The organism is Euzebya rosea (genome assembly GCF_003073135.1).
Taxonomy (GTDB): Bacteria; Actinomycetota; Nitriliruptoria; order Euzebyales; family Euzebyaceae; genus Euzebya; species Euzebya rosea.
Map to the genome: position 1 here is coordinate 166,706 of NZ_PGDQ01000002.1, position 24,652 is coordinate 191,357.

Consider the following 24,652-nt stretch of genomic DNA (forward strand, 5'->3'; position numbering starts at 1 on the left):
GTCGGGTGCACGACCGGTGCACGGCGGTCCACGCCTCGCCGGCGTGGAAGACTGCCGGGACACGATGTCGAGGGAACACGAGGTGGCGCAGGTGGTCGAGGTGGCGCTGCTGGGCGGTGTGCGGGCCCACGAGGAGGGCGGGACCCCCCTCGACCTCGGTCCTCCCAAGTGCCGGTTGGTGCTGGCGGCCCTGGCGCTCCGCCACGGCGAACCGGTGCCGGTCACGCGGCTGATCGACTGCGTCTGGGGCGATGACCCGCCCGGCACCGCGCCCAAGATCCTGCAGGGTTACGTGTCCCGCCTCCGCAAGGCACTCGGGGCAGCGGCGATCAGCACGGTCGGCACCGCCTACCGTCTGGAGCGCAGCATCACCGTCGACACCACCCGCTTCGGGCGCCTCGTCGACGACGGCGACGTCGAGGGGGCGCTGGCGCTGTGGGCAGGCCCGCCGCTGGCCGGGCTCGACCCGGCCGGCCTGCAGCCCGCCGTCGACGGGCTGGTGGAACGCTGGCTGGACGCCACCGAGCAGCGGCTTGCCCGGCTCGTCGACGATGACCCCGGTGCGGCCGTCGCCCGCCTGACCGAGCTCGTGAGCGCCCATCCGTTCCGCGAGGGACTGTGGGCCTCGCTCGTGCTCGCGCTCGCCCGGACCGACCGGCAGGCCGACGCCCTGGCAGCCGTCCAGCGGGCCCGCCGTCACCTGGTGGACGAGCTCGGGATCGATCCCGGCGAGCGGCTGCAGGCACTCGAGGGTCGGATCCTCGCCGGCGAGGTCGGCCCCACGCCCGCATTGCCCCGCCGGGTGGATCCCGACAACCCGCTTCCCCGGCCGGTGGCGCTGCCCGCCGTGCCGGACCTCGTCGGCCGGGATGCCGACGTCGCGGTGGTGCTGGCGGCGCTGCGCACCGCGTCGCTGGTCACGCTCCTCGGCCCCGGCGGGATCGGCAAGACGAGCCTGGCCGTCACGGTCGCCCGCGCCTGGCACGAACGGTCGGGCGGCCGGGTCGTCCTGGCCGAGCTGGACGAGGTCACGGACGGGGTCGGCGTCGTGGACGCCGTCGCGGAGGTGCTCGGGGTGGCGGAGCCGCCCGACGGGGACCTGCGCCGGGCCATCGTCGCGGCCACCGCTGCGCAGCCCACGCTGCTCGTGCTGGACAACTGCGAGCACGTGCTGCCGGCGGTCGCGACGCTGGTCGGCGCGTTCGGAGCGGGACCATCGACCACCCGCCTGCTGGCCACCTCACGCGAGCGGCTGGGGGCCGTGCGCGAGCACCTGCATCCGGTCGAGCCGCTCGACCCCGCCGACGAGGGTGCCGAGCTGTTCCTCCGGCGTGCCAGTGCGGTGATGCCGGGGCTCGACCTCCGACCGGAGCGGGAGGTCGTGGAGGAGCTGTGCCGACAGCTGGACGGCGTGCCCCTCGCGATCGAGCTCGCGGCGGCCCGAACCCGGAGCCTGACGCCGACCCAGCTGCTCGAGCGGCTGGGGGACCGGTTCCGGCTGCTGGCCGACCGCAGCGCAGGCTCGGCTCGGCAGGCGACCCTGGAGGGTGCCGTCGCCTGGTCGCACGACCTGCTCGGTCCGGACGAGCAGCAGCTGTTCGCCAGGTTGTCGGTCTTCTCCGGCTCCTTCGACCTCGAGGCTGCCGAGGTGGTCGGGGCCGGGGACGGGTTGGACGCGATCGACGTCGACCGGGTGCTGGGCGACCTCGTCGAGCGCTCGATGGTCACGTCGGTCGGTGGGGCCGGGGGACGGCGTTTCCGCCTGCTCGAGACGTTGCGACAGTTCGCCGCCACGCGATTGGCAGAGGCAGGGGCGACCGCCGCGGTGGAGACGCGGCACGCCGGCTGGGTCCGCGGCGAGACGGCCGCGATCGGCGTGCTGCTGACCGGCCCGCGGGAGGCCGACGGCGTGCGTCGCCTCGACCTGCTCTGGCCGAACCTGCGAGCAGCCGTGGAGCGGGCGGTCGGCAGGCGTGACGTCGCCCTTGCGGACGCGCTCCTGCGGCCGGTCGTCACCGAGGTGAGCACGCGTCGGCGGGGTGAGCTCGGCGTGTGGGCCGAGCGAATGCTCGGGACCGGCGCGGCCGACGGAGACACCGTGCTGTTCTGGCTGCTGTGGGCGCTGCACCGCCACATGCAGTCGGGGAACCGGGCCGGGTTCGAGGCGCTCGTGGAGCGGTACGGCCACGCCGATCACCCGCTCGTCCAGGTCTGTCGGTGGTACCTGTACGAGGACGGTGTGGCGATCCTGGCTGTCGGGCGGGAGGCGATCGCGTGGCTGCGGGCGCACGGCCACGACCATGCGGCTGACCACATGGAGATGACCGCGATCGGGTCGGGCCTGATGACGACCGGACGGTTGGAGGAGGCGGTGGAGCGCTTCCGGGGCTGGGTGGACCGCTACGCGACGGCGGGGCCGCCGACGTTCCACTACTTCGCGCTGGGCTTCCTCGGCTACACCCTCCAGCTGCAGGGTGATCTCGAGGCTGCGCGGACGGCCTTCCTCGCCGCGGCCGACGTGGCGATCCCGCCGGGTACCTACGCGGCCGCCCGCCCTGCCGAGGTCGAGGCCGTGTTCGCCGGTGGTGAGCACGACCGGGCCCGACGCCTCCTGCTCGAGCACGTCGACGACGTACTGGCCATGGGGACGGTGGACGTGGCACGCCTCGTCGCCGTGACCTTCGTCAAGGTGATGGTGGGGCTCGGCCGGGTCGACGACGCCGCCCCCGCCCTGGCCTACCTCGGCACCACCGGGGAGTTCGGTGAGATGGCCCGGGCCGCCCTGGTCGCCGACGAAGCTGCCGTCATCGGCGAGGTCGGGCCGCACGACGGTGACGGGGTGGCCGCGCTGCGACAGATGCGAACCGCTCTCGCCGCACTGCAGACGTGACCGCTGCGGATCGGCAACGCGGGTACGCCTGGGAGATGGGCGTCGATGGCGGTCGGTACTCTCGCCCCTGTGACCATCTCTCTTGCCGCTGCAGCCGTGTCCGCCGACGGGGGCGGCTCTGGATCCCTCGCGCTCCTGGTCGTCTACGTCACCCTGGCGATCGGCGTGTCGTTCCTCTGCTCGATCATGGAGGCGGTGCTGCTCAGCGTCACACCCGCCTACATCGGCGCACTGGAGCCGACGAAGCCCACGGTCGCGGCGCGGCTGCGCGAGCTGAAGGACGACGTGGACCGGCCGCTCGCGGCGATCCTGACGCTCAACACCGTCGCCCACACCATCGGCGCCGCCGGCGCTGGCGCCGAGGCTGCTGCCTACTTCGGAAGCGACGCGATCGGCGTGTTCTCCGCCGTCCTGACGTTGGGCATCCTCGTCCTCAGCGAGATCATCCCGAAGACCGTCGGGGCGGTGTACTGGAGGGGCCTCGCGCCATTGGTGAGCCAGCTGCTGAAGCCGCTCATCTACCTGCTGTACCCGCTGGTCCTCATGTCGCAGTGGTTCGCCAAGCTGCTGACCCGTGGGCAGAAGCAGAGCGACGTCAGCCGTGAGGAGCTGGCCGCGCTGGCCGACATCGGTGCGGAGGAGGGTGTCTTCGGTGCCCGCGAGGCCGGGCTGTTCAAGAGCCTCCTCCGCTTCGAGAGCCTTGTCGCCTCCGACGTCATGACGCCGCGAACCGTGGTGGTGGCGTTCCCCGAGGACGCGACGGTCGAGGACGTGATGGAGGCCAACCGTCCGTTCTCCCGGTACCCCGTCTACTCCGAGAGCCGAGACGACATCACCGGCTACGTCCTGCTCAGCGACGCGCTGACGAGGGTTGCCGACGATGCCCACGGCACGCCGCTGTCGGGCCTGCGACGCGACCTGCTCCACGTGCCCCAGGACGAGTCGGTCCTCGAGGTGTTCGAGCACCTCGTGGAGGGCGGCGAACACATCGCGCTGGTCGTCGACGAGTACGGCGGGACGGCCGGCGTCGTCACCATGGAGGACATCATCGAGACGCTCCTGGGACTCGAGATCACCGACGAGACCGACGAGACCGAGGACATGCAGGTCCTGGCCCGAAGCCAGTGGCTCGCCCGCGCGTCACGACTGGGACTGGTCGACGATGACGAACGAGCCGCGACGATCCGCCTCGGCCTCACCGGCGGCGAGCCGCCCCGCAACGACACCTGAGCGCCACTCGCCGCCGGCGGCGTCGCCGCTGTCACGAGGTGTCCCTGGACAGGTCGCCACGGTCGCTGCTCGGACCGGCGCTGATCACCGAAGCGGCGTGAGCTCGTCCACGGGCGTCTTCCGGTCGCGTCCGGTGTGGACTCCCGGACCAGACGTTGGCGGCTGCGCTGCGGCCTGACGGATGACGGAGCGCGCGACGTCGCGCGTGGTCAGCGTGAAGTAGGTCGTCATCGCGAGGATCCCGAGGAACTTGGGCGCGTCCTCGAGCACCACCCCGAGCTCGGCCGTGGGGTCGGCCACCACGTCGATGACCACGGAGAGCCCGAGCGCTGCGAACGCGGCGGCGAGCACCTGCCAGCGCGTGCGCAGGACCTCGGCCCGGCTCCGCAGCAGCCACGTGACTGTCGCCACGCCGTAGGCGGCGACCACCAGCCGCTTGTCGACTCCGATGTAGCGCGGGAACACGGCGGCGTGCAGCGTGAGCACCGTGTCGGTGAGCATCATCAGGCAGACGAGCGAACCGCCGCGCAAGAAGCTCGCGGCGGCCGGGCGACCGGCCTCGCGCGTCAGCATCCAGCCGAACGCCGCAGCAGTGGCCGACACCGCCCACAGCGCGGCACCGATCTCGGCGTAGGTGCCGACGTACCACGGCAGGCTCCCGACGTGGGTTGGGTCGAGGAACATCACCGCCCGGTCGCCCGCGCCCTGGAGCAGCATGAGCCCGAGCGCGCCGATGCCCAGGGCCCAGACGACGAGCAGCGGTGCGAGGGCCGTCAGCTGCTCGCGCGTCGAGAAGCCACGCCGGCGATCGGTCATGGGTCAACTATCGGCAAGTCGCCGCGACATCTGCACGAGTTGGTGCACAGCGTCTCCGACGAGGTGCGGGCTGATCAGCACCGTGGCGTGGCTTCCCGCGGGAGGACGCGTTCGGAAACCCGTGTCCTGGTCCCGCAGGTCAGATGGTGTGCGCGAGACAGGACTTGAACCTGCACACCCGTGAGGGCACTGGGACCTAAACCCCGTCCGAGGAGTGCCGCGGGGTTGCGTTGCGTGCCGGGACGTGCCGCTGACCTGCGGTTTCGTGGATCCGATTTGCCAGTGGTGACGCCGAGATTCCTTCGCTGTCACATTTCTCGTGACAGATCCGTGACAGGAAACGCGGTCAGCGGGGCTCGGCCAGGAAGCGGGCGGTGATATGGGACATGGCCAGCGAGTCGCCCAGCCCGACCAGCATGGCGTCGTCGTCCAGGTGCAGGTGGTCACGGCCGATGTCGGGGTGATGGTCGTTGCGGCAGTACCTCCACAGCCATCGACGATCACGCATGAAGTGCGCCGACACCAGCAGGGGTTCTGCGAGTCGATCCGGCGCGGTGTCCACGACCATGTGCAGATGCAGGCTTGCGGTCGGCGTCCATCGCACAGCGAGCGGCCCGATCTCCAGGAGTTCACCCGTCATGTCCGTGCAGTCAGGGGCGCCGTCCGGGGCCGTGTCGGCCCCGAGTTCGTCGAGCCAACGACGGATGAAGCCTTCAACCTCGTCGGGACCGACAAGGTGGTAGGGGAAGAACATCTACGACGCGTGAGCGGCCGCGCGGTCTCGGACCAGGACGAGGGCGTCCCAGCGACGCAGGTCATCATTGGCGCACGGTTCACCGGCACCGATAATCGAGCGCCGCTCCTCCGAGGGCACGCCATAGCGCGCCTCGAATTCCGCGATCGCCTCGAGGATCTGGTCCAAGCTCATGTACGGCCTTGCCATGCCACCAGAGTACTTCCACCACCAGCGATCGGGTCGAGCACGTCCACGTCGGCCGCACCTCGTTGGGCCGCACGGCGTCAGGTCGTGGCCCCGTTGATCTGTCCCTCCAGCCACCTGTGAGAGCCGTCCGTTCAGCTCCCGGCCACTGAGATGGTTCCGTGCATCCCCGCTTGTCGATGCCCGCCCACGTCGCACCAGTAGACGTAGGTCCCCGCCTCCAAGGTCAACTCGTTGAGATAGCGGCCCGGATTCCGGGCTTGGAGCACTGGACGTTCCCCGTTGAAACCCTCGATCACCACGTTGTGGATCAGGTCGTCGACGAGGACCTCCAGGGCGACCGTGTGCGTGCCGGGCTCCATGCGCGACGGCGCCGAAATGAACGACAGCCCTTCGGTGACCCAGACGTAGTCGGCATCACCGGTCATGTCCAGCACACCGACGGAGTTGGCGTAGGGGCTCCCGACGGCGCCAAGTCCCCCACCGTTGACAAACCAGACGCCTGCTGCCGCGGCGGCAACAAGCATGATCACGCCTTGCACGATCCGACGTGGCGTCCGGGTAGTCGACGCGTCACCAGTGGACGTATCTGGCCCTCCCCAAGATCCCGTCATAGAAGCCAAGGGTACCGGCCGGGCTGAGGTCGTTGCCTCGGCGCCCCTGGGACCACGGCAGATCTGGGCGGCACGAACGGGGGTTCACTTACCCGCGGCTAGATCTCCACCGACAGCACACAGACTTGCATTCTGATGCCGGGGCCGGTGGATTGACCTATTTGAAGACTGGCGCAAGCCGGGTCGGGCCGCTGTAGCGGGGCAACTTTCTTTCAAGTATGGAGCAACCGTTTGACCGGGCTGTGCGTTGTTGAGGGTGATGTCAAGCATGGATGAGCAGCAATCGGCAGCCGAGTCATTCGGGGCCGTGTACTCGCGGGAGCACGACGGAATGGTCAGGTTGGCGTTCCTGTTGACCGCGGACAGGGAGGCTGCAGCGGATTTGAGCCATGACGCGTGGGTTGCGGCGTATCGCCGTCATGAGCGACGGCCGCTGACCAACATCGGGGCCTACGTGCGTACGTCGTTGATCAACGGGGCCCGGAGCCGCGGGCGTCGGCAGAGCTTGGAGCGTGTGGTGGGGAGGGCGCGCCCGGTTGCGCCGCCAGACGTCGACCCAACCGCGGGTGTCACGGAGCGGAGCGCCTTGCTGGCTGCCCTCGAGGTTCTACCCGTCCGCATGCGGACCGCGGTAGTGCTCCGGCACTACGCCGACCTGTCGGTCGCACAAGCGGCGAGGGAGATGGGAATTTCGGAGGGTGCGGTCAAGTCGGCCACGGCACGGGGCCTTGAACGCCTGCGCGAGGCCATGAACGAGGAGGAGAACGCCGATGCAACAGCCTGACCTGGACCGTCAGCTGCACGACCTCGCGTCGTCGCTTGACCCACCCCGCCCGGACTTCGGCCGCGTCGTGGCTGACAGTCGGCCCATGCGGCCGGTGCGCTTCGTGCAGCTGGCTGCAGCGGTGTCGATCGCTGCTCTGGTTGTGACTGCTGGGGCGTTGCTCTTGCCTGGGTCGAATCAGACGGAGGTGGTTCTGGACTCGGGAGGAGTCGAAACCACGGCACCGACGCCGACGTTGCTGGCTTCGACCGAGAACATGTCGGTTGACTTGGACTACCCCGACGCCACGATCGCCGCGGACGCGGCGGCGTATGCGGCCGAGTGGGTCCGATACGGCTTCAATGAGCCGCTGCCCGACGTGGACCTGTCGGACACCTTCGTGCTCTTCGTGAACATCGGGAGGTCCAGCACGTGCGTCCCCCAGTTCCAGGGCCTCGACGTCAGCGGCGGCCGATGGGTACTCGATACCACGACCCGAGGCGATGAAGGTGCCGACGAACTTGGCGATGGCCTCCTCATGTGCACGGCCGATGAGCGGCCGCTTGCGTGGGTAATCGCCGTGCCCCGCCAGCACCTGCCAAGCACCACCGTGCTGCTACACGCAGATGAATGGGCCCGGGACGTCGCACTCCAGCCGGTGCCCCCACACGATGAGGGAGCGACCTGTGAGCAGGTCGTGGAGGCGCTGGTCAACGAGCTCCGTGAGGCTGCTGCCGGCGCCTTGGCGACCGGCGGCACCTTGGAGGTCGAGGGCCGCGTCCCGGATCAGTTGGGGCCTGGGTCGGACTGCACGGAGAGCGAATTGCGAGGGTTGCTTCGGGACCGGGTGCTGACGCTGGTTGAGGAGGTGTATGCCTCAGACGAGTTCGCTGAGGCCGACGAGCTGGTGCAGAGGGATGTCGGCAACCAGCTGTCAGTTCTTGTGCTCTTGCTGGAGGACGCTCCGACTCCGCAGCCCACGTAGTAGCCGCCCGGAACCAGAGCGTGCGGCGGGCCAGATCGCTCGGCCGAGGGTCTGCACTCGGACTTGAGGAGCTGGAGGGGCGACTCGGGTGGACGGCTACTCGCCCAGCAGCAGGCGGGCGAGGGTGTCGGCCTGCTCGCGGTCGTCGGCGGGGAGGGCGTGGGCGTAGGTGTCGAGGGTCATGCCGACGCTCGCGTGGCCAAGGCGGCGGGACAGGGTCTTCACCTCGTGCCAGCCCGTGGCCTGCCGCAGCGCCGTCGTGGCGTAAGAGTGGCGCACGTCGTGCAGCCGGATCTTGGGCAGGCCCGCCAGCCGGACGTGGCGCTCGAACCACTTCGATACCCGCTCTGGATTGATCAGCGTTCCGTCGGGCCAGGTGAACACGACGTCGGCGCGGGCGACGCCGCGGGAGTCCTGCGGCTCGCGGGGCCACCGCGGGCCGGCCATCAGCTTGAGCTCTTGCTGCTGCTTGCGATGGGCCTTCAGCGCTCGGACCGTCAACGGGTCCAGCGCCAGCGTCCGGGCTGACGCTTCGGACTTCGGGCGGGGCTTCTAGACCGGCTTGCTGCCGATCGCCCCGAGCGTCTGGTTGACCGTGGCCAGGCCGTTGGTCAGGTCGAGGTCGGGCCAGCACAGACCCAGCGCCTCGCCCCGACGTAGCCCGGTCGTGGCGTACAGCAGCCACAGGGCGTACAGCTCGTCGTCCTCGACGTGGCGGATGAACGTCCGCAGCTCCTCAAGCGTCCACACCTCCGTCCTCGGCTTGGCCGCCCGCGGCGGGTCCACCAGGTCGGCGACGTTGCGCACCACCCGATCCCAGCGCACCGCGTGAGCCAACGCCTTGTGGAGGATCCCGTGGACGTTCGCGAGCGTCTTGGCCGACACGCCCTGCCCGCGCCGCCCACCGGACCGCTCCAGCTCGGTGTAGGCCCGCTCCAAGTGCGAGGCGGTCAGGTCCTGCAGCTTCACCCCGCCGATCTGCGGGACGATGTAGGCGCGGACGTAGTCCGCGTACTGCTGCCACGTCGCCACCCCAACCCGGCCCCGCGACCGCCGGCCGTCCTCCGCCGACGACGGCGCCTTCGACGGCAGCTACTCGTCCACCAAGAACTGCGCCACGGTCACCGTGTCCCGCGGCACGACGACGCCACCGTCGGCCTGGACCATCAGGTCGCGCAGCGCCCTGGCCGCATCGCGCTCGAACTCGAAGCCCTGCTTGCGCTGCTGCCGACGGCCGCCAGTCACCGGATCAGGCGGCAGATCGCACACGTAACCCCAACGCCGCGCCCCACGCGACGTCCGGTACGCGTACACCGAACCCTGCACGTCTCGCACCCTACGCCCGGGGTGCGACACCGGTCACGCCCCAGATTCTCGTGACAGATCCGTGACAGCGAACCCGGAACTACGACACTGCCTCCACTACCGAAATCGGCAAATCCGCAGGTCAGGTGGAGTGCGCGAGACAGGACTTGAACCTGCACACCCGTGAGGGCACTGGGACCTAAACCCAGCGCGTCTGCCAATTCCGCCACTCGCGCGTGCGCGCCACGGTACCGCCGGACCGACCCGTCGGCCCAGCTGCGGAGCTCCCGCGTCAGGGGCCCAGCAGCAGCCGGTAGGGGCCCGCTTCGTCGGGCGCCGACACCACCAGGTAGTACCTGCCTTCGCCCAACCCGAGGAGGGGGAGGGGCGGGTTGCCGCCGCCGTTGGTCGAGGCCAGGACGGCCCCGTCACCGGCGATGACGCGCAGCAGACCCTCCACGTCGGAGCCCAGGCGGACGGTGTCCGGCGGCGGGTTGCCCGGTCCCACGTCGATCTGGAACACGTCCGGCAGGTCGGGGGCACGCAGCTCGCCGGCGACCGGCCCGAACCCGACCGGCTGCACAAGGTCGATCAGCACCTCAACCCGTCCGGGCGAGTCGCTGCCGAGGTCGCTGGTGACCACCACGTACTCGCCGGGCACCACGGGCACGTCCATCAGCGCGTCCTGCCCGCCCGCACCGTCACCCTCGTCGTCGCTGGCCGCCAGCAACGACCCGTCGGCCGTCCACAGGCTGGCCATCGGATCCACCGCCCCGTCGGTGCTGCGCACGAGCACCCGCAGCACGCCCGCCCGGTCGGCGACGACCGGGATCCCGACGGCCTCGCCCACCTCGAGGTCCACCGCACCGACACCAGCGTCGACGGTCCGCGACACCGACCCCGGGTCGACGATGTCGGCAGGATCGAGCGCCGCGGACACCGGGGGTTGCGGCCGCTGCTGGCCGAAGGCCAGCGGGCTGACCGTGTAGGACAGCTGCTCTGGCCCCGCCGACCCCACGGTGACCCAGAACACCCCCGGCCCGCTGGTGGACAGGTCCATCTCGATGCCGCCCCCGCCGGAGTTGCTGTCGACGAACTCCCCGTCCGGGCCGACCGCCCGCAGGGTGATCTCGGACTCGGTGTCCACACGCAACCCGCGTGCCTGACCCGGCTGCACCGCCACCCGGTAGACGTCGATGTCGTGCACGTCCCCGAGCGTCCCCTCCAGCGGTCCGTCGGGCAGCTCCTGGACCTCCACGACCTGCAGCGACACCCCCAGCGGACCGGGCTCGTCCATCAACCCGGCGAGCCGCAGCTCGTAGCTGCCCCGCAGCGCCTCGGGAAGGTCCATCAGCACGTCGAGCCCACCCGAGCCGTCGTCGTCGGCCAGCAGCAGCTCGCCGTCGCGGTACAGCCCCGCGACCGGGTCCACGTCGCCCGTCCCCGCCGTCGACACTCGGATCGCCCGCCCCTCCTCCTCGATGTCGAACAGCAGCGCCGTCGACGACCGCGCCGGCAGTCCGATCTCGATGACGCTGCCGGGGGAGATGTCGGCAGCCTCGGCGGGCGAGGACAGGTAGGTCAGCTCCTCGGCGTCCACGCCGCCCAGCAGCTCGGGCGGCAGCCCGCCGGGCACAGGGACGTTTGGCTCGCCGTCGGCGACCTGCTCGGTTGCCGCATCGCCGGCCGTGTCCCCCGCACCGACGACGCCCCCGTCTTCGCCGCGGTCGCCACGCAGCAGGACGAAGGCGCCCACCACGCCGAGCACGACGACCAGCCCGACGACGAGGCCGAGCAGGCGCGGGTCACGGCCAGCCCGTTCCGGGACCGCCGACGACGGCATGGCCGGCGGCGGCGCTAATCGGGTCACCTCGGCAGGGACGGCCGAGGGGACGGGAGAGGACGGGGCACCGGCGGGGGCAGGGGCCGACTCGACGGGCAGCGGTGCGGCGGGCGCCAGGGCTGCCAGCTCCTCGCCACGACCTTCCCGCACCGCAGCGAGCGCCGCCTCCATGTCGCTCGCCGACGCGAACCGTGCAGCGGGGTCCTTGGCCATCGATCGCGCCAGCACCGCACACAGCCCGCTTCCGCCGTCATCGAAGGTCGGCACCGGCTCGGCCACGATCCGGCGGATCAGCGGCACCACTGACTGGTCGGTGTCGGAGGCGAACGGCGGCCGACCGGTGACCAACGTGTGGATCGTCGATCCGAGCGCGTAGACGTCGGACGCGACCGAGGGCGGATCACCGTCCAGCAGCTCGGGGGCCGCATGGTTCAGCGTCGCCGTGACCACGCCCGTGGTGGTCTGCTGGCCCCCGGCGATCCTGGCGATGCCGAAGTCGACCAGGCGCGGGTCGCCGTACCGGCCGACCATCACGTTGGCCGGCTTGACGTCGCGGTGCAGGATCCCCTCCGCATGGGCTGCCTCCAGCGCGTCGGCCAGGGCCATGCCGATGCGCGTTGCCTCCTCGACCGTGAACTGCCGCCCCTCCGCCAGCGCGTCCTGCAACGAGCCGCCGGAGAAGAAGGGCATCAGCAGGTACGGCCGCCCGTCGCCGGTGGTCCCGGCGTCCAGCACCGTCGCGATCGCCGGATGTTCGCTGAGCGCTCCCATCGCGCGGATCTCGCGCTCGAACCTGGCCAGCGCCGTCTCGTCCGGACGCGCGTCGAGCACCTTGACCGCCACGGTCCGGTCGAACGCCGGCTGCCGCGCCCGGTAGACCACCGCGAAGCCGCCACGGCCGACCTCCTCGGCGTCGACGACACCGTCGATCCCGAGCTCGCGCCGACCGTCGTCCATGGCCGGCAGTCTCGCACGTTGCCGTCCCTCACGGGCGTCGGTCCACAGCCCCGTAACCGACCCGTCGGATGTTCGCGCTATCGTCCTCGGCGGGGAGCCGGCGCTCGCCGGCACGGATCGAGGAGGCAGGTCGTGGGGGTCGAGTTCGACGCAGCGGGGTGGCTGCCCGTCCTGCTCGCGGCCGCCACGGGCAGCCTTGCGGTCACCCGCTTCCTGCCGTGGAACCGCAAGCAGCTCGAGGCGGCCCGCGACGCCGTCCAGGACACCCGCAGCCGTGTCCGCAGCGACTACCACGACCTCGACGAGCGCTGGACCCGACTCCGAAGCGAAGCCCTCGTGGCCGTGGCCGACCTCGCCGACGGGGACGGCTTCGCCCAGCGACTCGACGCCGAGACCGACATGGCGCAGCGGTGGGTCGACTGGTCGACCGAGGGCCTGCTCGCCCTCGACACCCGCTGGGACCCGGCCACCCTGGAGGACGTCGACGCGCTCAACGACGCCGGCCGGCGATGGCAGGAGCTGGCCCGCGGCACCCGCTCGGCGTTGACCCGACTCGACGAGCTGCAGCAGACGCTGGAGGAGGTGGCCGCCGCACGGGACAGCTGCGCGCGGATCCTCGGCGACATCGACGACCGCCTGACGCAGGCCCGCCACGCCGTGGAGATCACCCGCACCAACGGCTACGAGGTCGCCGAGCTGCACCTGGTCCTCGACCGCGCCACCGCCGACGTCGACCGTGGACGGGTGGAGCTCGAGGCCCGCCGGCTGGCCGAGTCCACCCGTGCGCTGGAACGTGCCGCCGACGCCGTCCACCGAGCCACCGCGACGGCCCGACGGATGCCCGAGCTGCACCACACGCTCCTGAAGCGACTCGGCGACCTGCGCCGACGGGTGGGGGAGGCGGACCGGACCGTCCAGCGGATCGTCGACACCGTCGAGGCGCACGCCCGACGGTTCGTCCCCGACGTCTGGGACGCGGTCGCCGACGCCCCCGCCCAGGCGCGCGAACGCCGCGACGCCGCCCGAGCCGACCTGGCCGCCGCCGAGGCCGCGATGGCCGACGACACCCAGCGGTTCCTCGACGCCGAGCAGTCCATGGACGCGGCGGACGCCGACCTCGAGCAGCTCGAGTGGGTCCGGGCCGGCGTCGCCGCGTTCGAGTCCGACCTGCAGGCGGTCATCGCCGAGTACCCGCAGGCCCATGCCGCCGCCCGCGACAGCATCGCCCGGGCCCGCGCGTTCATGGACGCCCGCCGGGGCGACGTGAACCCGGGCCGCCGTGCCAACCTCGACCGGGCTGGGCAGGTGCTGGCCGACGCCGAACGCATCGCCGCCGACGGTCGCGGCGACCCGCAGGACGTCATCGACCGGCTCGGCGAGGTCATCCGCTTCACCGATCAGGTGCTGCACGGCGCCCGCAGCGACGCCCAGCAACGCGACGCCTACCGCACCCACGTCGGCCGGCTCCTCCGGGACGCCCACCGCAGCGTCCGCCGTGCTCGCTCCGCGGCCGGGTTCGGGCTGATCGGCTGGGGTGCACGGGCCAAGGTGTCGCTGACGACTGCCGAGGACGCGCTGCACGAGGCCAACGCGGTGCTCGGCAGCGACCCCGGGCGCGCCGAGTACCTCGCCCTGCAGGCCGCCGACATCGCCGCACAGATCCTCCACGAGCACCGTCGGCGCACCAACGGCCCGGCGATCTTCGGGTGACGCGACCGGTCGCCGCGGATCCGACCGGATCGTGTTCACCGTCGGTTCAACGAGAGGACCTAGGGTGGCAGGGTGACACTGCGAGACCTCGACCACTACGAGCGACGAGCGGTCCACGACATCCGGGCATGGGCCGCGGGTGATCGCGGCCGGCTCGACGGTGTCGCGCGCACGCTGGGCATGGCGTCCGGACGGGTCAACAAACCCGTCGAGTGGCTCGTCGATCGTGTGATGGACGACCCCAAGGTCGGCGAGGCGCTGCGGGCGGCGCTGGAGCGGGCCAACGAGAGCCTGTCGCGCTACATGGCGGCCACGACGCCCACCGCCCCGGCAGCCGACGCCTACGGGCTCGACGACGTCGCCGACATCGCCGACCTGCACCTGCGCGTCATCGACGAGCAGCTGGCGGCCGTCCGTCGCAACCACCGCAACGTCTTCCTCGCCATGGGTGCCGCCGAGGGTGCCGCGGGGTTCGCCGGCACGCCTGCGGCCGTCGCGGCGTTCGTGGCCAGCATCCCCGCGATGCAGGCCGCGTCCCTGCGGGCGGTCTCCGACATCTCCCGGCACACTGGCTTCGACCCCAGCGACTTCGCCGAGCGGCAGTTCGTGGCCGAGGTCGCGCTGCGCTCCATGGAGCTCGGCGGTCGTGGCACCGAGGAGACCGTCAACCGCCTGGTCGGCCTCGGCGAGCAGATCGCCACCCGCCAGACCCTGGACCAGCTGCAGCAGTACGCCATCGTCGGCGCGCTGCGCGACCGCGCCCAGAAGATGGGCATCGCCCTGACCAAGCGCCGTGCCGCCGCGATGTTGCCCGTCGTCGGCGCGGCCGTCGGCGCAGGGTTCAACGCCGTGCACGCCGACCGCCTGCTCGGCGGCGCGTCGGTGCTGTTCCGTGCCCGACACCTGTCCCGACGCCACGGGCTGGACCTCGGCGACCTCATCGGTCCCGTCGAGTCCGCCGCGTAGCACCCCGCAGTCCCTCCCTCCCGAAGAGGTCCACTCCAGTGACATCCGTATCCCGGCGCGCCTTCCTCCGAGGCTCGGCCGCCGCAGTCAGCGTTGCCACCGTCAGCCCCGCAGCCCTCGCCGCAGCCGGCCTGGCCCCGCCCGCACTCGCCCAGTCGACGACCGATGCCGGTGAGGACTGGGTCCGCGTGTACGTCGTCGTGATCGACGGCCTGCGGCCCGACGAGGTCGCGCAGATGCCGACCCTCAACGCGCTGGCGACCGACGGCTGGTACTACCCGCACAGCCGCGCGCAGATGATCGCCGAGACCACCCCCAACCACGTGTCGATGCTCACCGGCATGCGGGTCGACCGGCACGGCATGCCCGGCAACGACGTCGCCTACCTCGACGACAACATCGGGATGTCACCCAGGTACCTGCAGACCGACACGCTGTTCTCACTGATCGCCCGTCAGGCGCCCGACATGGTCGCGACCGCCGCCACCTCCAAGACCTACATCGTGCAGATGAGCAAGCACATGCGGGTCGACCGGGGCACCGAGGACGCCGACGCCACCAACGACCCGTTCATCGTGCCCGGCTCGGGACACGCCATCGACGCCGAGGTCGGGCCGGATGCGCTGGAGCAGTCGCGGACCCTCGACCCCGACTTCGGCTGGATGTCCCTCGGCGACGTCGATCGGGTCGGCCACACCGACCTGTCGGGCGCCACCGGCCTGCCGCCGCTGGCCCGCACCGCGTCGCTGCAGAGCGCCGACCTGCACGTCGGCCGGCTGGTCAGCCACCTGCAGGACTCCGGCTGGTGGGACAACACGGTGATGATCGTCACCGCCGACCACTCCATGGACTGGTCGACGCCCGACTCCGTCGTGTCGCTGTCCGCGACGTTCGACGAGGATCCCGAGCTGGTCGGCCGGTACGAGGCCGCGCAGAACGGCGGCGCTGGCATCTACTGGCTGCGCTCGCCCGACGCGCCACGGGCCGGTGCACGCCTCAAGGCCATGCGCGACGCCGCGATCGCCACCGACGGGGTGACCGAGGCCTGGTACACCCGGCCCAACCCGGCCGACGGCGGGACGGCGTTCTGGGTCGGCACGACCCGCCCTGACTGGGGGCTGACCGGGGACCGGATCGGGGACCTGGTCGTCTTCGTCGCCGACGGCTACCGGCTGACCGAACCCACCCCGGCGTCCAACCCGATCCCGGGCAACCACGGGCACGTGGCGACCCTGCCGATCCCGCAGATCATCGCCGGCGGCTGGGACGGCCTGAACACCAACGACGACGTGCCGGGCGGCGAGGCCGAGGACGTGCCCGCCGACGTGCGGCTGGAGGGACAGGGCGAGAACATCGACATCGCCCCGACGGTCGCGTGGCTGCTGAACCTCAACCCGCCCCCCGGCGGCTACGACGGCCGGGTCCTGTCCGAGGCGTTCGCCCGACGGCCCGAGCCCCGCGTCCCGGTCGTGGACGTCCCCAACGTGCCGGCCTACCGCGAGGCGGCCGGCGAGACCCGGCAGGCCACCAGCGTCGCCCTGTCGCGCATGGCGTTCCCCGAGGCAACCGACGCAGACGGCAACCCGGTCGTGTCCACGGTCGTGCTGGCGTCGGGCGACACGTTCCCCGACGCGCTGGCTGCCACCCCGCTGGCGGTGGCCAGCGCCGGGCCGTTGCTGCTGACGTCGTCCTCGACGCTCGACGGCGACGTCGCCGCGGAGATCACGAGGCTGTCGCCGGAGACCGTCTACCTGGTGGGCGGCGAGTCGGCGCTGTCCCCCGCGGTCGCCTCGGCGGTGGCCGACCTGGGCGTGGCGACCGTGACGCGCCTGGCAGGGGCGTCCCGCTACGGGACCGCCGCCGCGATCGCGGCCGAGCTGGTCGGAGCGTCCGACGGGCCGGGCCTGCCCGGGTTCGGCCAGGCCAGCAGCGGCGAGGGCCCCGACGTCATCATCGCGTCCGGCGAGACCTTCCCCGACGCGCTGGCGGCGGGTCCGCTCGCGGCCATCGGCGGCAGGGTCATCCTGCTGACCCGTCGCGACGAGCTTCCCGAGGCGACGGCGACGGCGCTGGCGTCGTTGTCCCCGGCGCGGATCATCGTGGCCGGCGGTTCGGCTGCCGTGTCCGACGCGGTCGTGGAGGCGCTGGAGGCCAACAGCGACGTCGAGCGCCTCGGCGGCGACGGGCGGTTCGACACCGCGGCGTTGCTGATGGAGCGGACGGTCCGGGAGGGCGGGCTGACCGACCTGGCGTTCGTCGTCAGCGGGACCGGGTTCGCCGACGCGCTGGCGGCCGGGGCGACGGCCGGGCTGATGGGCGGGATGCTCGTCCCGCTGTCACCCGACGGGCTGCGCAGCTCCGGCGGAGCGGGGGAGGTGCTGCTGCGACGGGCTGACGGGCTGGTCGAGGTGATCTGGGTCGGCGGGACGGCGACGTTGCCGACGGACCTGCGTGACCAGGTGGAGGCGCGGATCCTGCTGACCCGCAGCCGGTCCTAGCTGTCGCCGGCGTCCTCGAGGGCGTCGGCGTCCTTGAAGGTCTCGGTCGCCAGCGCGATCCACATGGCCCGGTGGGCCTTGGTGTCGGTGGTGATCAGCGACAGGGCGGTGAAGACGCGGTCGAAGCCGAACTCGGCCAGCAGGACGTCCACGGCGTGTTCGACGTCGAGCGCGTGCTTGACCACGACGGCGACGGTGCGGTTGATGCTCTCGGTGCGAAGTGTGTTGTTCATCACCCCGCCCAACGACGGTCGTGCCCCTGCGTGACGGTCGCGTGACAGAATTGTCGGTCGATGTCCCGGTCCCCTCGCCGTCATGCCCTCGCGGCCGTCCTCGCGGTGCTGGCCGTGGCCTGCGGCGACGGGGGCACGACCGTGACCACCGCCCCGGTCCCGGTGGCCGTCGAGCCATCGTCGACGGTGCCTGCCGATGCGGCGCCACGGCCGTCTGCGGTCGTCCCCGACCGATCCCGTCCGCTCGTGCCGCCCGTGGATCCGGGCACACCGGTCCTGGCCGCGCCACCGCCCCCGGTCGGCGCCGACGGGTCGACCGGGTCGCCGGAGCCGACGGAGTCCGCGTCGGATGAGGTCGCACGGGTCCAGCAACGCCTGACCGAGCTGCGCTACTACGACGGTCCCGTGGACGGGGTGGTCGGGCGTGCGACCACGACGGCGCTGCAGGCGTTCCAGAAGGTCCAGGGGTTGCCCGTCGACGGGGCCATCGGGCCCGAGACGCTCACCGCGCTGGACGACCCGGTCCTGCCGGAGGTCCACGCGGGTGCAGCCACCCAGATCAACATCGACCTCGACGCCCAGGTCATGGTCGCCGTGGTCGGGGGCCGAGTGGCGCGGATCATGCCGATCTCCAGCGGCAACGGTGCCCCCTACTCGCTCCCCGGCGGGATCCGGGCCGAGTCGTTGACGCCAGTCGGGACGTTCACGATCGAGCGGCGGATCCAGGGCACCGTCAACGCCCACTTCGGCACGCTCTACGACCCCATGTACTTCCACCAGGGCTGGGCGATCCACGGGTCCAACAACGTGCCGGCGACGCCGGCGTCCCACGGGTGCGTCCGCCTGCCGCGCGCCGACGCCGAGTGGCTGTTCTCCCAGGTGGAGGTGGGGACGCCGGTGACGGTGGTCGGGGCGCTGAACGCGTTCGACCCGGCTGCAGGGGAGACCGCCGGGACGACGGTGCCCGCAGGGGACCCCGGCCCGCCGCCCGAGCCGCCGTCGGACAACGACTTCTAGCCGAGCTGCCTCAGAAGAGGGAGGTCTGCTCGGCGTCGGCCGCCTCGTCGTCGGTGTCGACGATGGTGACGAGGCTGGCCGGCAGGTCCTGGTCGTCCTCGGCGAGGGGCTCCAGCAGCTCGGGGGAGTTGTTGGCGACGCTGTTGACGCGGGTGGACACGCGGTAGCGCTCGACGGCGTCGTCGGGGGCCGGGGCCAGCAGCTCGCGGACGTCGCCCATGTCAGCCTGCGGGTCCAGCCAGGTCTCCCACTGGTCGCGGTCGAGGATGACTGGCATGCGGTCGTGGATGGGGGAGAGGACCTCGTTGGCGGACGTCGTCAGGACCGAGCAGGTCAGCAGCCGGGAGCCGTCGCCGGACCGGTCGCGCCACGACGACCAGATGCCGGCGTAGACCATCGGGTTGCCGTCGGTGCGGCGGACGAACCACGGCAGGCGTCGCCCCCGCGTGGTGCCGTCGTTGACCTTCTCCCACTCGTAGAACCCGTCGGCCGGCAGCAGGCAGCGGCGCTGCTCGACGCTCTCGGCGAACGCCTTCTTCTCCGTCACCGTCTCGGACCGGGCGTTGATCATCCGCGCGCCGATGCTTCGGTCCTTGGCCCAGAACGGGACCAGCCCCCAGCGGAACTCGGTGAGGACCATCTGGCCGTCGTAGCGCACGACGGCGGGCACGGGGTCGGTGGGGGCGACGTTGTAGCTGGGTGGCACGTCGTCGACCTGCCGGTCGTCGATCACGAAGAACTTGACCAGCCCCTCGGCCGTCGTCGTGGCCACGTACCGTCCGCACATGCGCCCACCGTACCCAGCCGACGGGACGCGATGTCACAGGGTCGTGGGATGGTGATGTCATGGCCGATCGGGGTGATGCGGCACCGGAGAGGCGGTGCACGGGATGCGGCAGGGTCCTGCCGCTCGAGGCGTTCGCGTGGAAGGACCGCGCCCGCGGCCAACGGCAGCCGCGATGTCGGTCGTGCACGTCGGCGGCGTTCCGTGGCTGGTACGAGGAGAACGCCGACTCCCAGCGGGCCCGAACACGCCGCGATCGCGCCGTACGGCACCGGGTCAACGATCAGCTCATCCAGCAGGCCAAGGACGTGCCCTGCGCGGATTGCGGTGGGCGGTTCCGCACCGAGGAGATGGACTTCGACCACGTGCGTGGGGACAAGTCGTTCGACATCGCCAATGGGCGGTGGCAGGTGTCGGTCGAGACGCTCGAGCAGGAGATGGCCAAGTGCGAGGTCGTCTGCGCTGTGTGCCATCGGCTGCGGACCCGGGACCGACGCCGATGAAGCGCTGCACACGCTGCAAGGTCAGCCGGCCGCTCGAGGATTTCCACCGCCGAGCCGCCAGTCGCGACGGACATCAGAACGTCTGCAAGCCGTGCAAGCAGGAGTACAACCAGACGTACTACCGTGCGACCGCTGACCAGTACGCGGAGGCCCGTCGCACGCAGGTCGACGCGCTTCGCGTCGCCGTCAACGACGTCATCCTGCAGGCCAAGGACGTGCCGTGCACGGACTGCGGGCGTCGACTGCCGCCTGACGCCATGGACCTGGATCACGTTCGCGGCCGCAAACGAACGACTGCCAGCGGCATGAGGCGACTGGGGCTCAGCGGTGTCCTGGCCGAGCTGGCCAAGTGCGACGTGGTGTGCGTGATCTGCCACCGTCGTCGCACACGTCACCGGCGTCTGCGCGCGGCGCGCCTGTCGGTGGCTGGGTGGTGGTAGGCCCCCGGGGAATCGAACCCCGAACCTGCGGATTAAGAGTCCGATGCTCTGCCAATTGAGCTAGAGGCCCGTGAACGGATCGAGGAGTGTAGCGTCTCGATTCGATTCGTCCCAACCGAGGGGGAACTCGGGTGGGGAGAAGGGTGATCGACGGGATTCGAACCCGCGGCCTCCGCGACCACAACCAAGGCAACGATGGCGTAGCCCAAGCTAGCATATGCTGTCAAACACCCATTGACCTGCCGTTTTGGCACGGCAGCTATCAGGGCGGAAGCGTCACTGACAGGCCCTGTTGTCATTGGAAGTGTCACTTTCGGTGTCACGGTCGACGGCAAAGTTTTCCGAGCCCCAACGGCCGTGCAAGGCTGCCCCTGAGGGCTCAAGCTGAGCTCGGGCGAGTCCGGCAGCCAACGCTGGGTGAAGGAGGTGCGACCGTCGCGCACGCCGGAGCTCAGCCGGGAGATGTAGGCGCCTGAGGCCTTGCCCGCTCGCCGAGTTCGACCTGGGGCTTAGCCACGCTGCAATAGCTGTCGGTGCAGCCAGCCGCTAACCCCATAAAGGGAAGGGCCGTCGGGGCGCGGGCTCGCCCTGAGGTCTTCCGCCAGCTCCCTCTTGGTCGGCCTAGGCGTATGCTGAACCGAAAGTCTGAATTATTGATCGCCGTTCAAGCTATTCCACAGAAGGCGGGCAGTCCCGACGTAAGTACGGAGAAGGCAAGGTCCAGCAAGGTCGAGAGGGTCCAAAGTTGAATAATTTACCCAGTCGTCCAAGATCGCACCAGTTGGAGGATCACTCCCGCCGCGAGTTCGAGAGAATTCTAGGTGACCACGCCACGTACCTGAGGCTTGATGTGGGTACGGAGTATGGGAGAGACGGGTCGGTTGAGTTGTTCCACCCGGAGACGCACTCGCCAACTGGCCTTTCGTTCAACGTCCAACTGAAGTCCACTGAGGCAGAACCGCGGGTAAGAGGTGGTTGGCGAATAGGGATCTCCAGCAGTTCCGTGAACTACCTACGGTCTCTTCCGGAACCAACACTGTTAGTTGTGTACGTTCCTGGTCAAGAACTCCTGATGGGGCGTTGGCTTCATACCCACGACACATACTACGAAGACACCGTTACCTCACAAGATCACACTTTTGTCGTAACGAATGAGCACCGCATATCGTCGGACTCGGTAGCGGGGTGGAGGCGCGTTGTCGAAGTATTTCGAAGGTTTCGTTCTAGCGAACTGGCCTTTCCTGTGCCTGTAGGGGTCGAGGTTGGTCTGCCCGTCGACGCACAGGGTGTGACTGTGCGAAATGCTGTTCGACGAGGTATTAGAAACTGTTCGGACTTGCTTGCGCGGACGTCTAGTGAAGAGGAGTTGCTGAGGGTGTCGATCAAGGAAGATCGGGTGGCAGTGGGAGTGCAGTCGGTAATCACCGCCAACTTCCACCTTTTCGACCATCGCCCCGATGCGTCGGAATATAGTGCCCTATCACTGGTAGGTGTGGCGCTCTGTCTTGCTAATGGGGGTCATTTAACTCAGGCTGCAAATGTAGCCAACTACGCAGTCAAGGAAGCCCCTGTGGCTTTGGCCCCGTTTCGACCGGAGCTGCAGTCGATTCTTTGGGAGGGAGGAAGGCGGGAGGGCGTCGTGGAGTGGGGTATGACGCTATTGGAAGAGAGTGACCCGAGGCTTCAGGATCTAGTTGAGGAAATCGCGGTTGACGCCCTTATCCAGGTTAGTGGAGACCGCCGTGGGAGCCTTGAGATCCTGACCTTGTGCCAGCGACTCATCGAGAGGGCCCATCCTGAACTACCGCGACACCGACTCGCCGTCCGCGAATACAACTTGGGGAATCTTCTATACAGCCTTGGCGATGCCGCAGGAGCGGTGCATTGGTACAACGCCTGCCGTCGTAGTGATCCGACCTACTTGGAGCGAGCCTACTATTGGCGTGAACTCGCTTCCTTCTTTCACGCCCGTCAGCGGTGGACGTGGTCTGCCCGGTCGTATGAGCGCGCGAACGAGATCGAGTATGATGACACTACTCAGGCCTATCTGGGGGACACGCTTCTGTACTCGGGGGACTACAGTGGTGCGCGGGGGGCGTTCCGGCGGGTTGAGTGGAATACCACTCACGTCCCTCGGTGGTTAGCATTGCAGGCATTTGTCGCGGAGATGCTGACGGCGACCGACTTCACAATTCAGGAACGACACCCGGAGGAAGCTCGCCTCCTAGTAGAGCAGGCGTTTCCGTTGCTCACGGCAGGTGACCCCGAGGGTCTCGACTTCATCGGCAAGGCTTTGGAACTCGATGCCCTTGATTCCTGCGCATGGCACAATCTTGGGATCTGGGCGCGCTCACATGATGATGCGGAGATGGCGTTTAGGGCCCTTTTGATTGGGGCCAGCTTGGACCGGCATAACCCCGACGGGTGGATGGCGGTATTGTCACTTGTCTTAGCGACCGGTGTAGGGGGCGCGGAGGGAGCCCTTATTCTACAAGTGGCGGTAGATGCGTGCGGCCATGAGTTGGTCGATGCGCTTCTCTCCTGGGCAGCCGATAGCTTCACCCCTGAGGCCTATGAGGATCTCGAAGAGAAGTTGCTGGGAACGTTGGACACGCACAAGCCTGTCGAGGGACGTGTCGCCCTTCGGTTCATCAAGGACGATGGAAGCGTCGAACAGCGAATCTGGAATGGCTAGGAGTGGTCGCCCGCCAGACTTGGGCGACGGTCATCTACGTGTTCAGTGCCGTCGGTTACAGGGAACGCAATGTCGGGTCAAAGAGGGCGAACGCTTCAGCCTCCGTTGTGGCGGGCTTCGTCCTCGCACCGATCTGGTCCTTGGCGCGGAATCGGTAGTACACGCCGAGGGTCACGTCGAGGGACTTGTGGTCGACGTGGTGCATCACCACCTGTGGCTCCACCGGCTCGCCGGTCATCTCCCCGTCGATCAGGTTGACCACACACGAGTTGCGAAGGTCCTTGGCGAGGTAGGGCAGGTGAAGCTTCGCCATCACGGGTCCCCAGACCTCTTGACGGAAGAAGGAGGGTGAAGCTGGTCTGGGGGAGGGCTTCCACTCTTCGGAGGTCTTGTGGATCAGTCGAACGCGGGAGTCGCTCAGTCCGACCGCTTCGGCGATCCGCACCCACGGCAGCCCCTGGTCGCGCATCTCGAAGATCCGACGGCGCATTTCCGGGTCGACACGCTGCTTGCCAAGGGCGGGCCACAGCAGGTCTTCGCCCGACAGGTTGTTGTTCTCTACGTACAGGCGTAGCAGGGAATCAATCGGCGGGATGAGTCCCCGTGGTCCGGTGTGTCGCTTCTGCTTGAAGTTCTCGCGTGAGAACTGTCGCCTGTCAAAATCGAAGTCCTGGGCGGTCAGCGGCAGCGCTTCTCCGACGCGGGTGCCTTGGTAGTAGACGGTCAACCACAGCAGCGAGTAGTCGGGAAAGGACGTTCCTCGCCTGTCACGGATGGCGTGGAAGATCCGCCACACGTCCTTGTGGGAGAGGATCTCTGGCTGTCGCTGACGGGCGGTCCCGGGGCGTTCGTGGGCCTCGAGCGAGTCCATCGGGTTGTTCTTGATCCAACGATCCCGGACAGCACTGCGGAGGATCCTTCCGAGGACCTCGTGGGTTTTGTGGACCGTCCGCTCGGCACGCCCCTCCTTACGCATCGTCGCGTAGAGGGCAACGATCTGCCGGTCAGTGATCCCGCCGATGCGATGGTCGATGAACCCCCACTTGCCGTGGGTGGGGATGATCCACGTCCGGATGGTGCTGTCCATGCGGTCCACGGTCTTGGCCGACATCCGCCCCTGGCGCTGCCGTTCCTGCCATGCCCGGACGTAGTCCTCGAAGGCCCGTTCAGGCCCACCGACGAGCACGTGGCCCTCGGTGTCCTCCAGCTCCTTGAGCCTGGCCTGCGCGGCCTTCTTGGAGGGGTGGGTGGTGCGGCTGCGCTTGCCGCCCTCGTAGGTGATGTCCAGCCGCCACTTGCCGGTCCTTTCCCCGCCTTCATTGATCGGGTAGATGGACCTCTTGCGGATGCCCATGAGGGGCTCGGTCGACCATGCGCTCGGCACTGTAGTCCTCGTTCCTGTCGTAACGATCACAGTGGATGCCACTGTAGGTGTCACTGTCAGGTTGAGGTCGCTGTGCGGA

At 69.7% G+C, this 24,652-nt stretch carries 22 protein-coding genes, 2 tRNA genes and 1 pseudogene; 12 read left to right on the top strand and 13 right to left on the bottom strand.

What is annotated here, in order from left to right; translation table 11 throughout:
- Window positions 1-64 precede the first annotated feature (64 nt).
- Together CUC05_RS02420 and CUC05_RS02425 are read left to right on the top strand one after the other, a co-directional pair.
- The gene (locus CUC05_RS02420) at window positions 65-2,890 is read left to right on the top strand and encodes an AfsR/SARP family transcriptional regulator (protein ID WP_170127893.1); all 2,826 of its coding nucleotides are present in this window, start codon (window positions 65-67) and stop codon (window positions 2,888-2,890) included.
- Between the two features lie 69 nt (window positions 2,891-2,959).
- The gene (locus CUC05_RS02425; protein ID WP_205712097.1) at window positions 2,960-4,120 is read left to right on the top strand and encodes a hemolysin family protein; all 1,161 of its coding nucleotides are present in this window, start codon (window positions 2,960-2,962) and stop codon (window positions 4,118-4,120) included.
- Window positions 4,121-4,204: 84 nt separating this feature from the next.
- On the opposite strand, the gene CUC05_RS02430 is transcribed toward CUC05_RS02425, so the two are convergent.
- The 4 genes from CUC05_RS02430 to CUC05_RS02445 all read right to left on the bottom strand — a co-directional run bounded on the left by CUC05_RS02430 (window position 4,205) and on the right by CUC05_RS02445 (window position 6,409).
- Complete coding sequence (locus CUC05_RS02430) at window positions 4,205-4,936, bottom strand: hypothetical protein (protein ID WP_108664494.1); 732 nt, start codon at window positions 4,934-4,936, stop codon at window positions 4,205-4,207.
- A 346-nt stretch (window positions 4,937-5,282) separates the two neighbouring features.
- Window positions 5,283-5,576 carry a hypothetical protein gene (locus CUC05_RS02435; RefSeq protein WP_157965127.1) on the bottom strand — a complete coding sequence of 98 codons (294 nt, stop codon included), beginning with the start codon at window positions 5,574-5,576 and terminating at the stop codon, window positions 5,283-5,285.
- Between the two features lie 114 nt (window positions 5,577-5,690).
- Window positions 5,691-5,879: a hypothetical protein gene (locus CUC05_RS02440; protein WP_108664496.1), complete on the bottom strand. Its 189-nt coding sequence runs from the start codon at window positions 5,877-5,879 to the stop codon at window positions 5,691-5,693.
- Between the two features lie 131 nt (window positions 5,880-6,010).
- A complete protein-coding gene (locus CUC05_RS02445) occupies window positions 6,011-6,409 on the bottom strand; it encodes a hypothetical protein (protein WP_157965128.1) in 399 nt (132 codons plus the stop codon).
- Between the two features lie 349 nt (window positions 6,410-6,758).
- Between CUC05_RS02445 and CUC05_RS02450 the strand changes: the two genes are divergently transcribed.
- Window positions 6,759-7,274, top strand: coding sequence for a SigE family RNA polymerase sigma factor (locus CUC05_RS02450; protein WP_157965129.1), 516 nt, complete (start codon window positions 6,759-6,761; stop codon window positions 7,272-7,274).
- Complete coding sequence (locus CUC05_RS02455; protein WP_108664499.1) at window positions 7,261-8,238, top strand: hypothetical protein; 978 nt, start codon at window positions 7,261-7,263, stop codon at window positions 8,236-8,238. Before CUC05_RS02450 ends, CUC05_RS02455 begins: the two co-directional genes overlap by 14 nt.
- A 96-nt stretch (window positions 8,239-8,334) precedes the next feature.
- Here CUC05_RS02455 and CUC05_RS02460 read toward each other — a convergent pair whose 3' ends face one another.
- The 5 genes from CUC05_RS02460 to CUC05_RS25250 form a co-directional block, all read right to left on the bottom strand.
- Window positions 8,335-8,739: a tyrosine-type recombinase/integrase gene (locus CUC05_RS02460; RefSeq protein ID WP_108664500.1), complete on the bottom strand. Its 405-nt coding sequence runs from the start codon at window positions 8,737-8,739 to the stop codon at window positions 8,335-8,337.
- Window positions 8,740-8,790: 51 nt separating this feature from the next.
- Window positions 8,791-9,330, bottom strand: a complete 540-nt coding sequence (locus CUC05_RS02465; protein WP_108664501.1) for a tyrosine-type recombinase/integrase — start codon at window positions 9,328-9,330, stop codon at window positions 8,791-8,793.
- Complete coding sequence (locus CUC05_RS24415) at window positions 9,331-9,594, bottom strand: Arm DNA-binding domain-containing protein (protein WP_108664502.1); 264 nt, start codon at window positions 9,592-9,594, stop codon at window positions 9,331-9,333. It lies immediately after the preceding gene.
- Window positions 9,595-9,695: 101 nt separating this feature from the next.
- Window positions 9,696-9,779 (bottom strand) — tRNA-Leu (locus CUC05_RS02475).
- A 56-nt stretch (window positions 9,780-9,835) separates the two neighbouring features.
- Window positions 9,836-12,343, bottom strand: coding sequence for a serine/threonine-protein kinase (locus CUC05_RS25250; RefSeq protein ID WP_108664503.1), 2,508 nt, complete (start codon window positions 12,341-12,343; stop codon window positions 9,836-9,838).
- A 132-nt stretch (window positions 12,344-12,475) separates the two neighbouring features.
- Between CUC05_RS25250 and CUC05_RS25080 the strand changes: the two genes are divergently transcribed.
- From CUC05_RS25080 to CUC05_RS02495, 3 genes are all read left to right on the top strand, one after another.
- On the top strand, window positions 12,476-14,053 hold the full coding sequence (locus CUC05_RS25080) for a hypothetical protein (protein WP_108664504.1): 1,578 nt from the start codon (window positions 12,476-12,478) through the stop codon (window positions 14,051-14,053).
- 72 nt (window positions 14,054-14,125) lie between these two features.
- Window positions 14,126-15,019: an EcsC family protein gene (locus CUC05_RS02490; RefSeq protein ID WP_108664505.1), complete on the top strand. Its 894-nt coding sequence runs from the start codon at window positions 14,126-14,128 to the stop codon at window positions 15,017-15,019.
- Window positions 15,020-15,057: 38 nt separating this feature from the next.
- On the top strand, window positions 15,058-17,517 hold the full coding sequence (locus CUC05_RS02495; protein WP_108664506.1) for a cell wall-binding repeat-containing protein: 2,460 nt from the start codon (window positions 15,058-15,060) through the stop codon (window positions 17,515-17,517).
- Here the strand turns inward: CUC05_RS02495 and CUC05_RS02500 are convergent.
- On the bottom strand, window positions 17,514-17,750 hold the full coding sequence (locus CUC05_RS02500) for a hypothetical protein (protein ID WP_108664507.1): 237 nt from the start codon (window positions 17,748-17,750) through the stop codon (window positions 17,514-17,516). The two genes, CUC05_RS02495 and CUC05_RS02500, sit on opposite strands and share 4 nt — an antisense overlap.
- 60 nt (window positions 17,751-17,810) lie before the next feature.
- Between CUC05_RS02500 and CUC05_RS02505 the strand changes: the two genes are divergently transcribed.
- On the top strand, window positions 17,811-18,767 hold the full coding sequence (locus CUC05_RS02505; protein ID WP_108664508.1) for a L,D-transpeptidase family protein: 957 nt from the start codon (window positions 17,811-17,813) through the stop codon (window positions 18,765-18,767).
- Between the two features lie 10 nt (window positions 18,768-18,777).
- Here the strand turns inward: CUC05_RS02505 and CUC05_RS02510 are convergent, their stop codons facing one another.
- Window positions 18,778-19,554, bottom strand: a complete 777-nt coding sequence (locus CUC05_RS02510) for an SOS response-associated peptidase (protein ID WP_108664509.1) — start codon at window positions 19,552-19,554, stop codon at window positions 18,778-18,780.
- A 59-nt stretch (window positions 19,555-19,613) separates the two neighbouring features.
- Between CUC05_RS02510 and CUC05_RS02515 the strand changes: the two genes are divergently transcribed.
- On the top strand, window positions 19,614-20,054 hold the full coding sequence (locus tag CUC05_RS02515) for a hypothetical protein (protein ID WP_108664510.1): 441 nt from the start codon (window positions 19,614-19,616) through the stop codon (window positions 20,052-20,054).
- Window positions 20,051-20,494, top strand: a complete 444-nt coding sequence (locus CUC05_RS02520; protein ID WP_108664511.1) for a hypothetical protein — start codon at window positions 20,051-20,053, stop codon at window positions 20,492-20,494. Before CUC05_RS02515 ends, CUC05_RS02520 begins: the two co-directional genes overlap by 4 nt.
- Here the strand turns inward: CUC05_RS02520 and CUC05_RS02525 are convergent.
- Window positions 20,489-20,564, bottom strand: a tRNA-Lys gene (locus CUC05_RS02525). The two genes, CUC05_RS02520 and CUC05_RS02525, sit on opposite strands and share 6 nt — an antisense overlap.
- A 780-nt stretch (window positions 20,565-21,344) precedes the next feature.
- On the opposite strand from CUC05_RS02525, the pseudogene CUC05_RS26055 reads away from it, so the two are divergent.
- Window positions 21,345-21,677: pseudogene (locus tag CUC05_RS26055) on the top strand (DUF4365 domain-containing protein); the annotation flags it as partial.
- Between the two features lie 192 nt (window positions 21,678-21,869).
- Complete coding sequence (locus tag CUC05_RS02530; protein ID WP_240606182.1) at window positions 21,870-23,189, top strand: tetratricopeptide repeat protein; 1,320 nt, start codon at window positions 21,870-21,872, stop codon at window positions 23,187-23,189.
- Window positions 23,190-23,244: 55 nt separating this feature from the next.
- Here the strand turns inward: CUC05_RS02530 and CUC05_RS02535 are convergent, their stop codons facing one another.
- Window positions 23,245-24,573: a tyrosine-type recombinase/integrase gene (locus CUC05_RS02535; RefSeq protein ID WP_108664513.1), complete on the bottom strand. Its 1,329-nt coding sequence runs from the start codon at window positions 24,571-24,573 to the stop codon at window positions 23,245-23,247.
- Window positions 24,574-24,652: the final 79 nt, after the last annotated feature.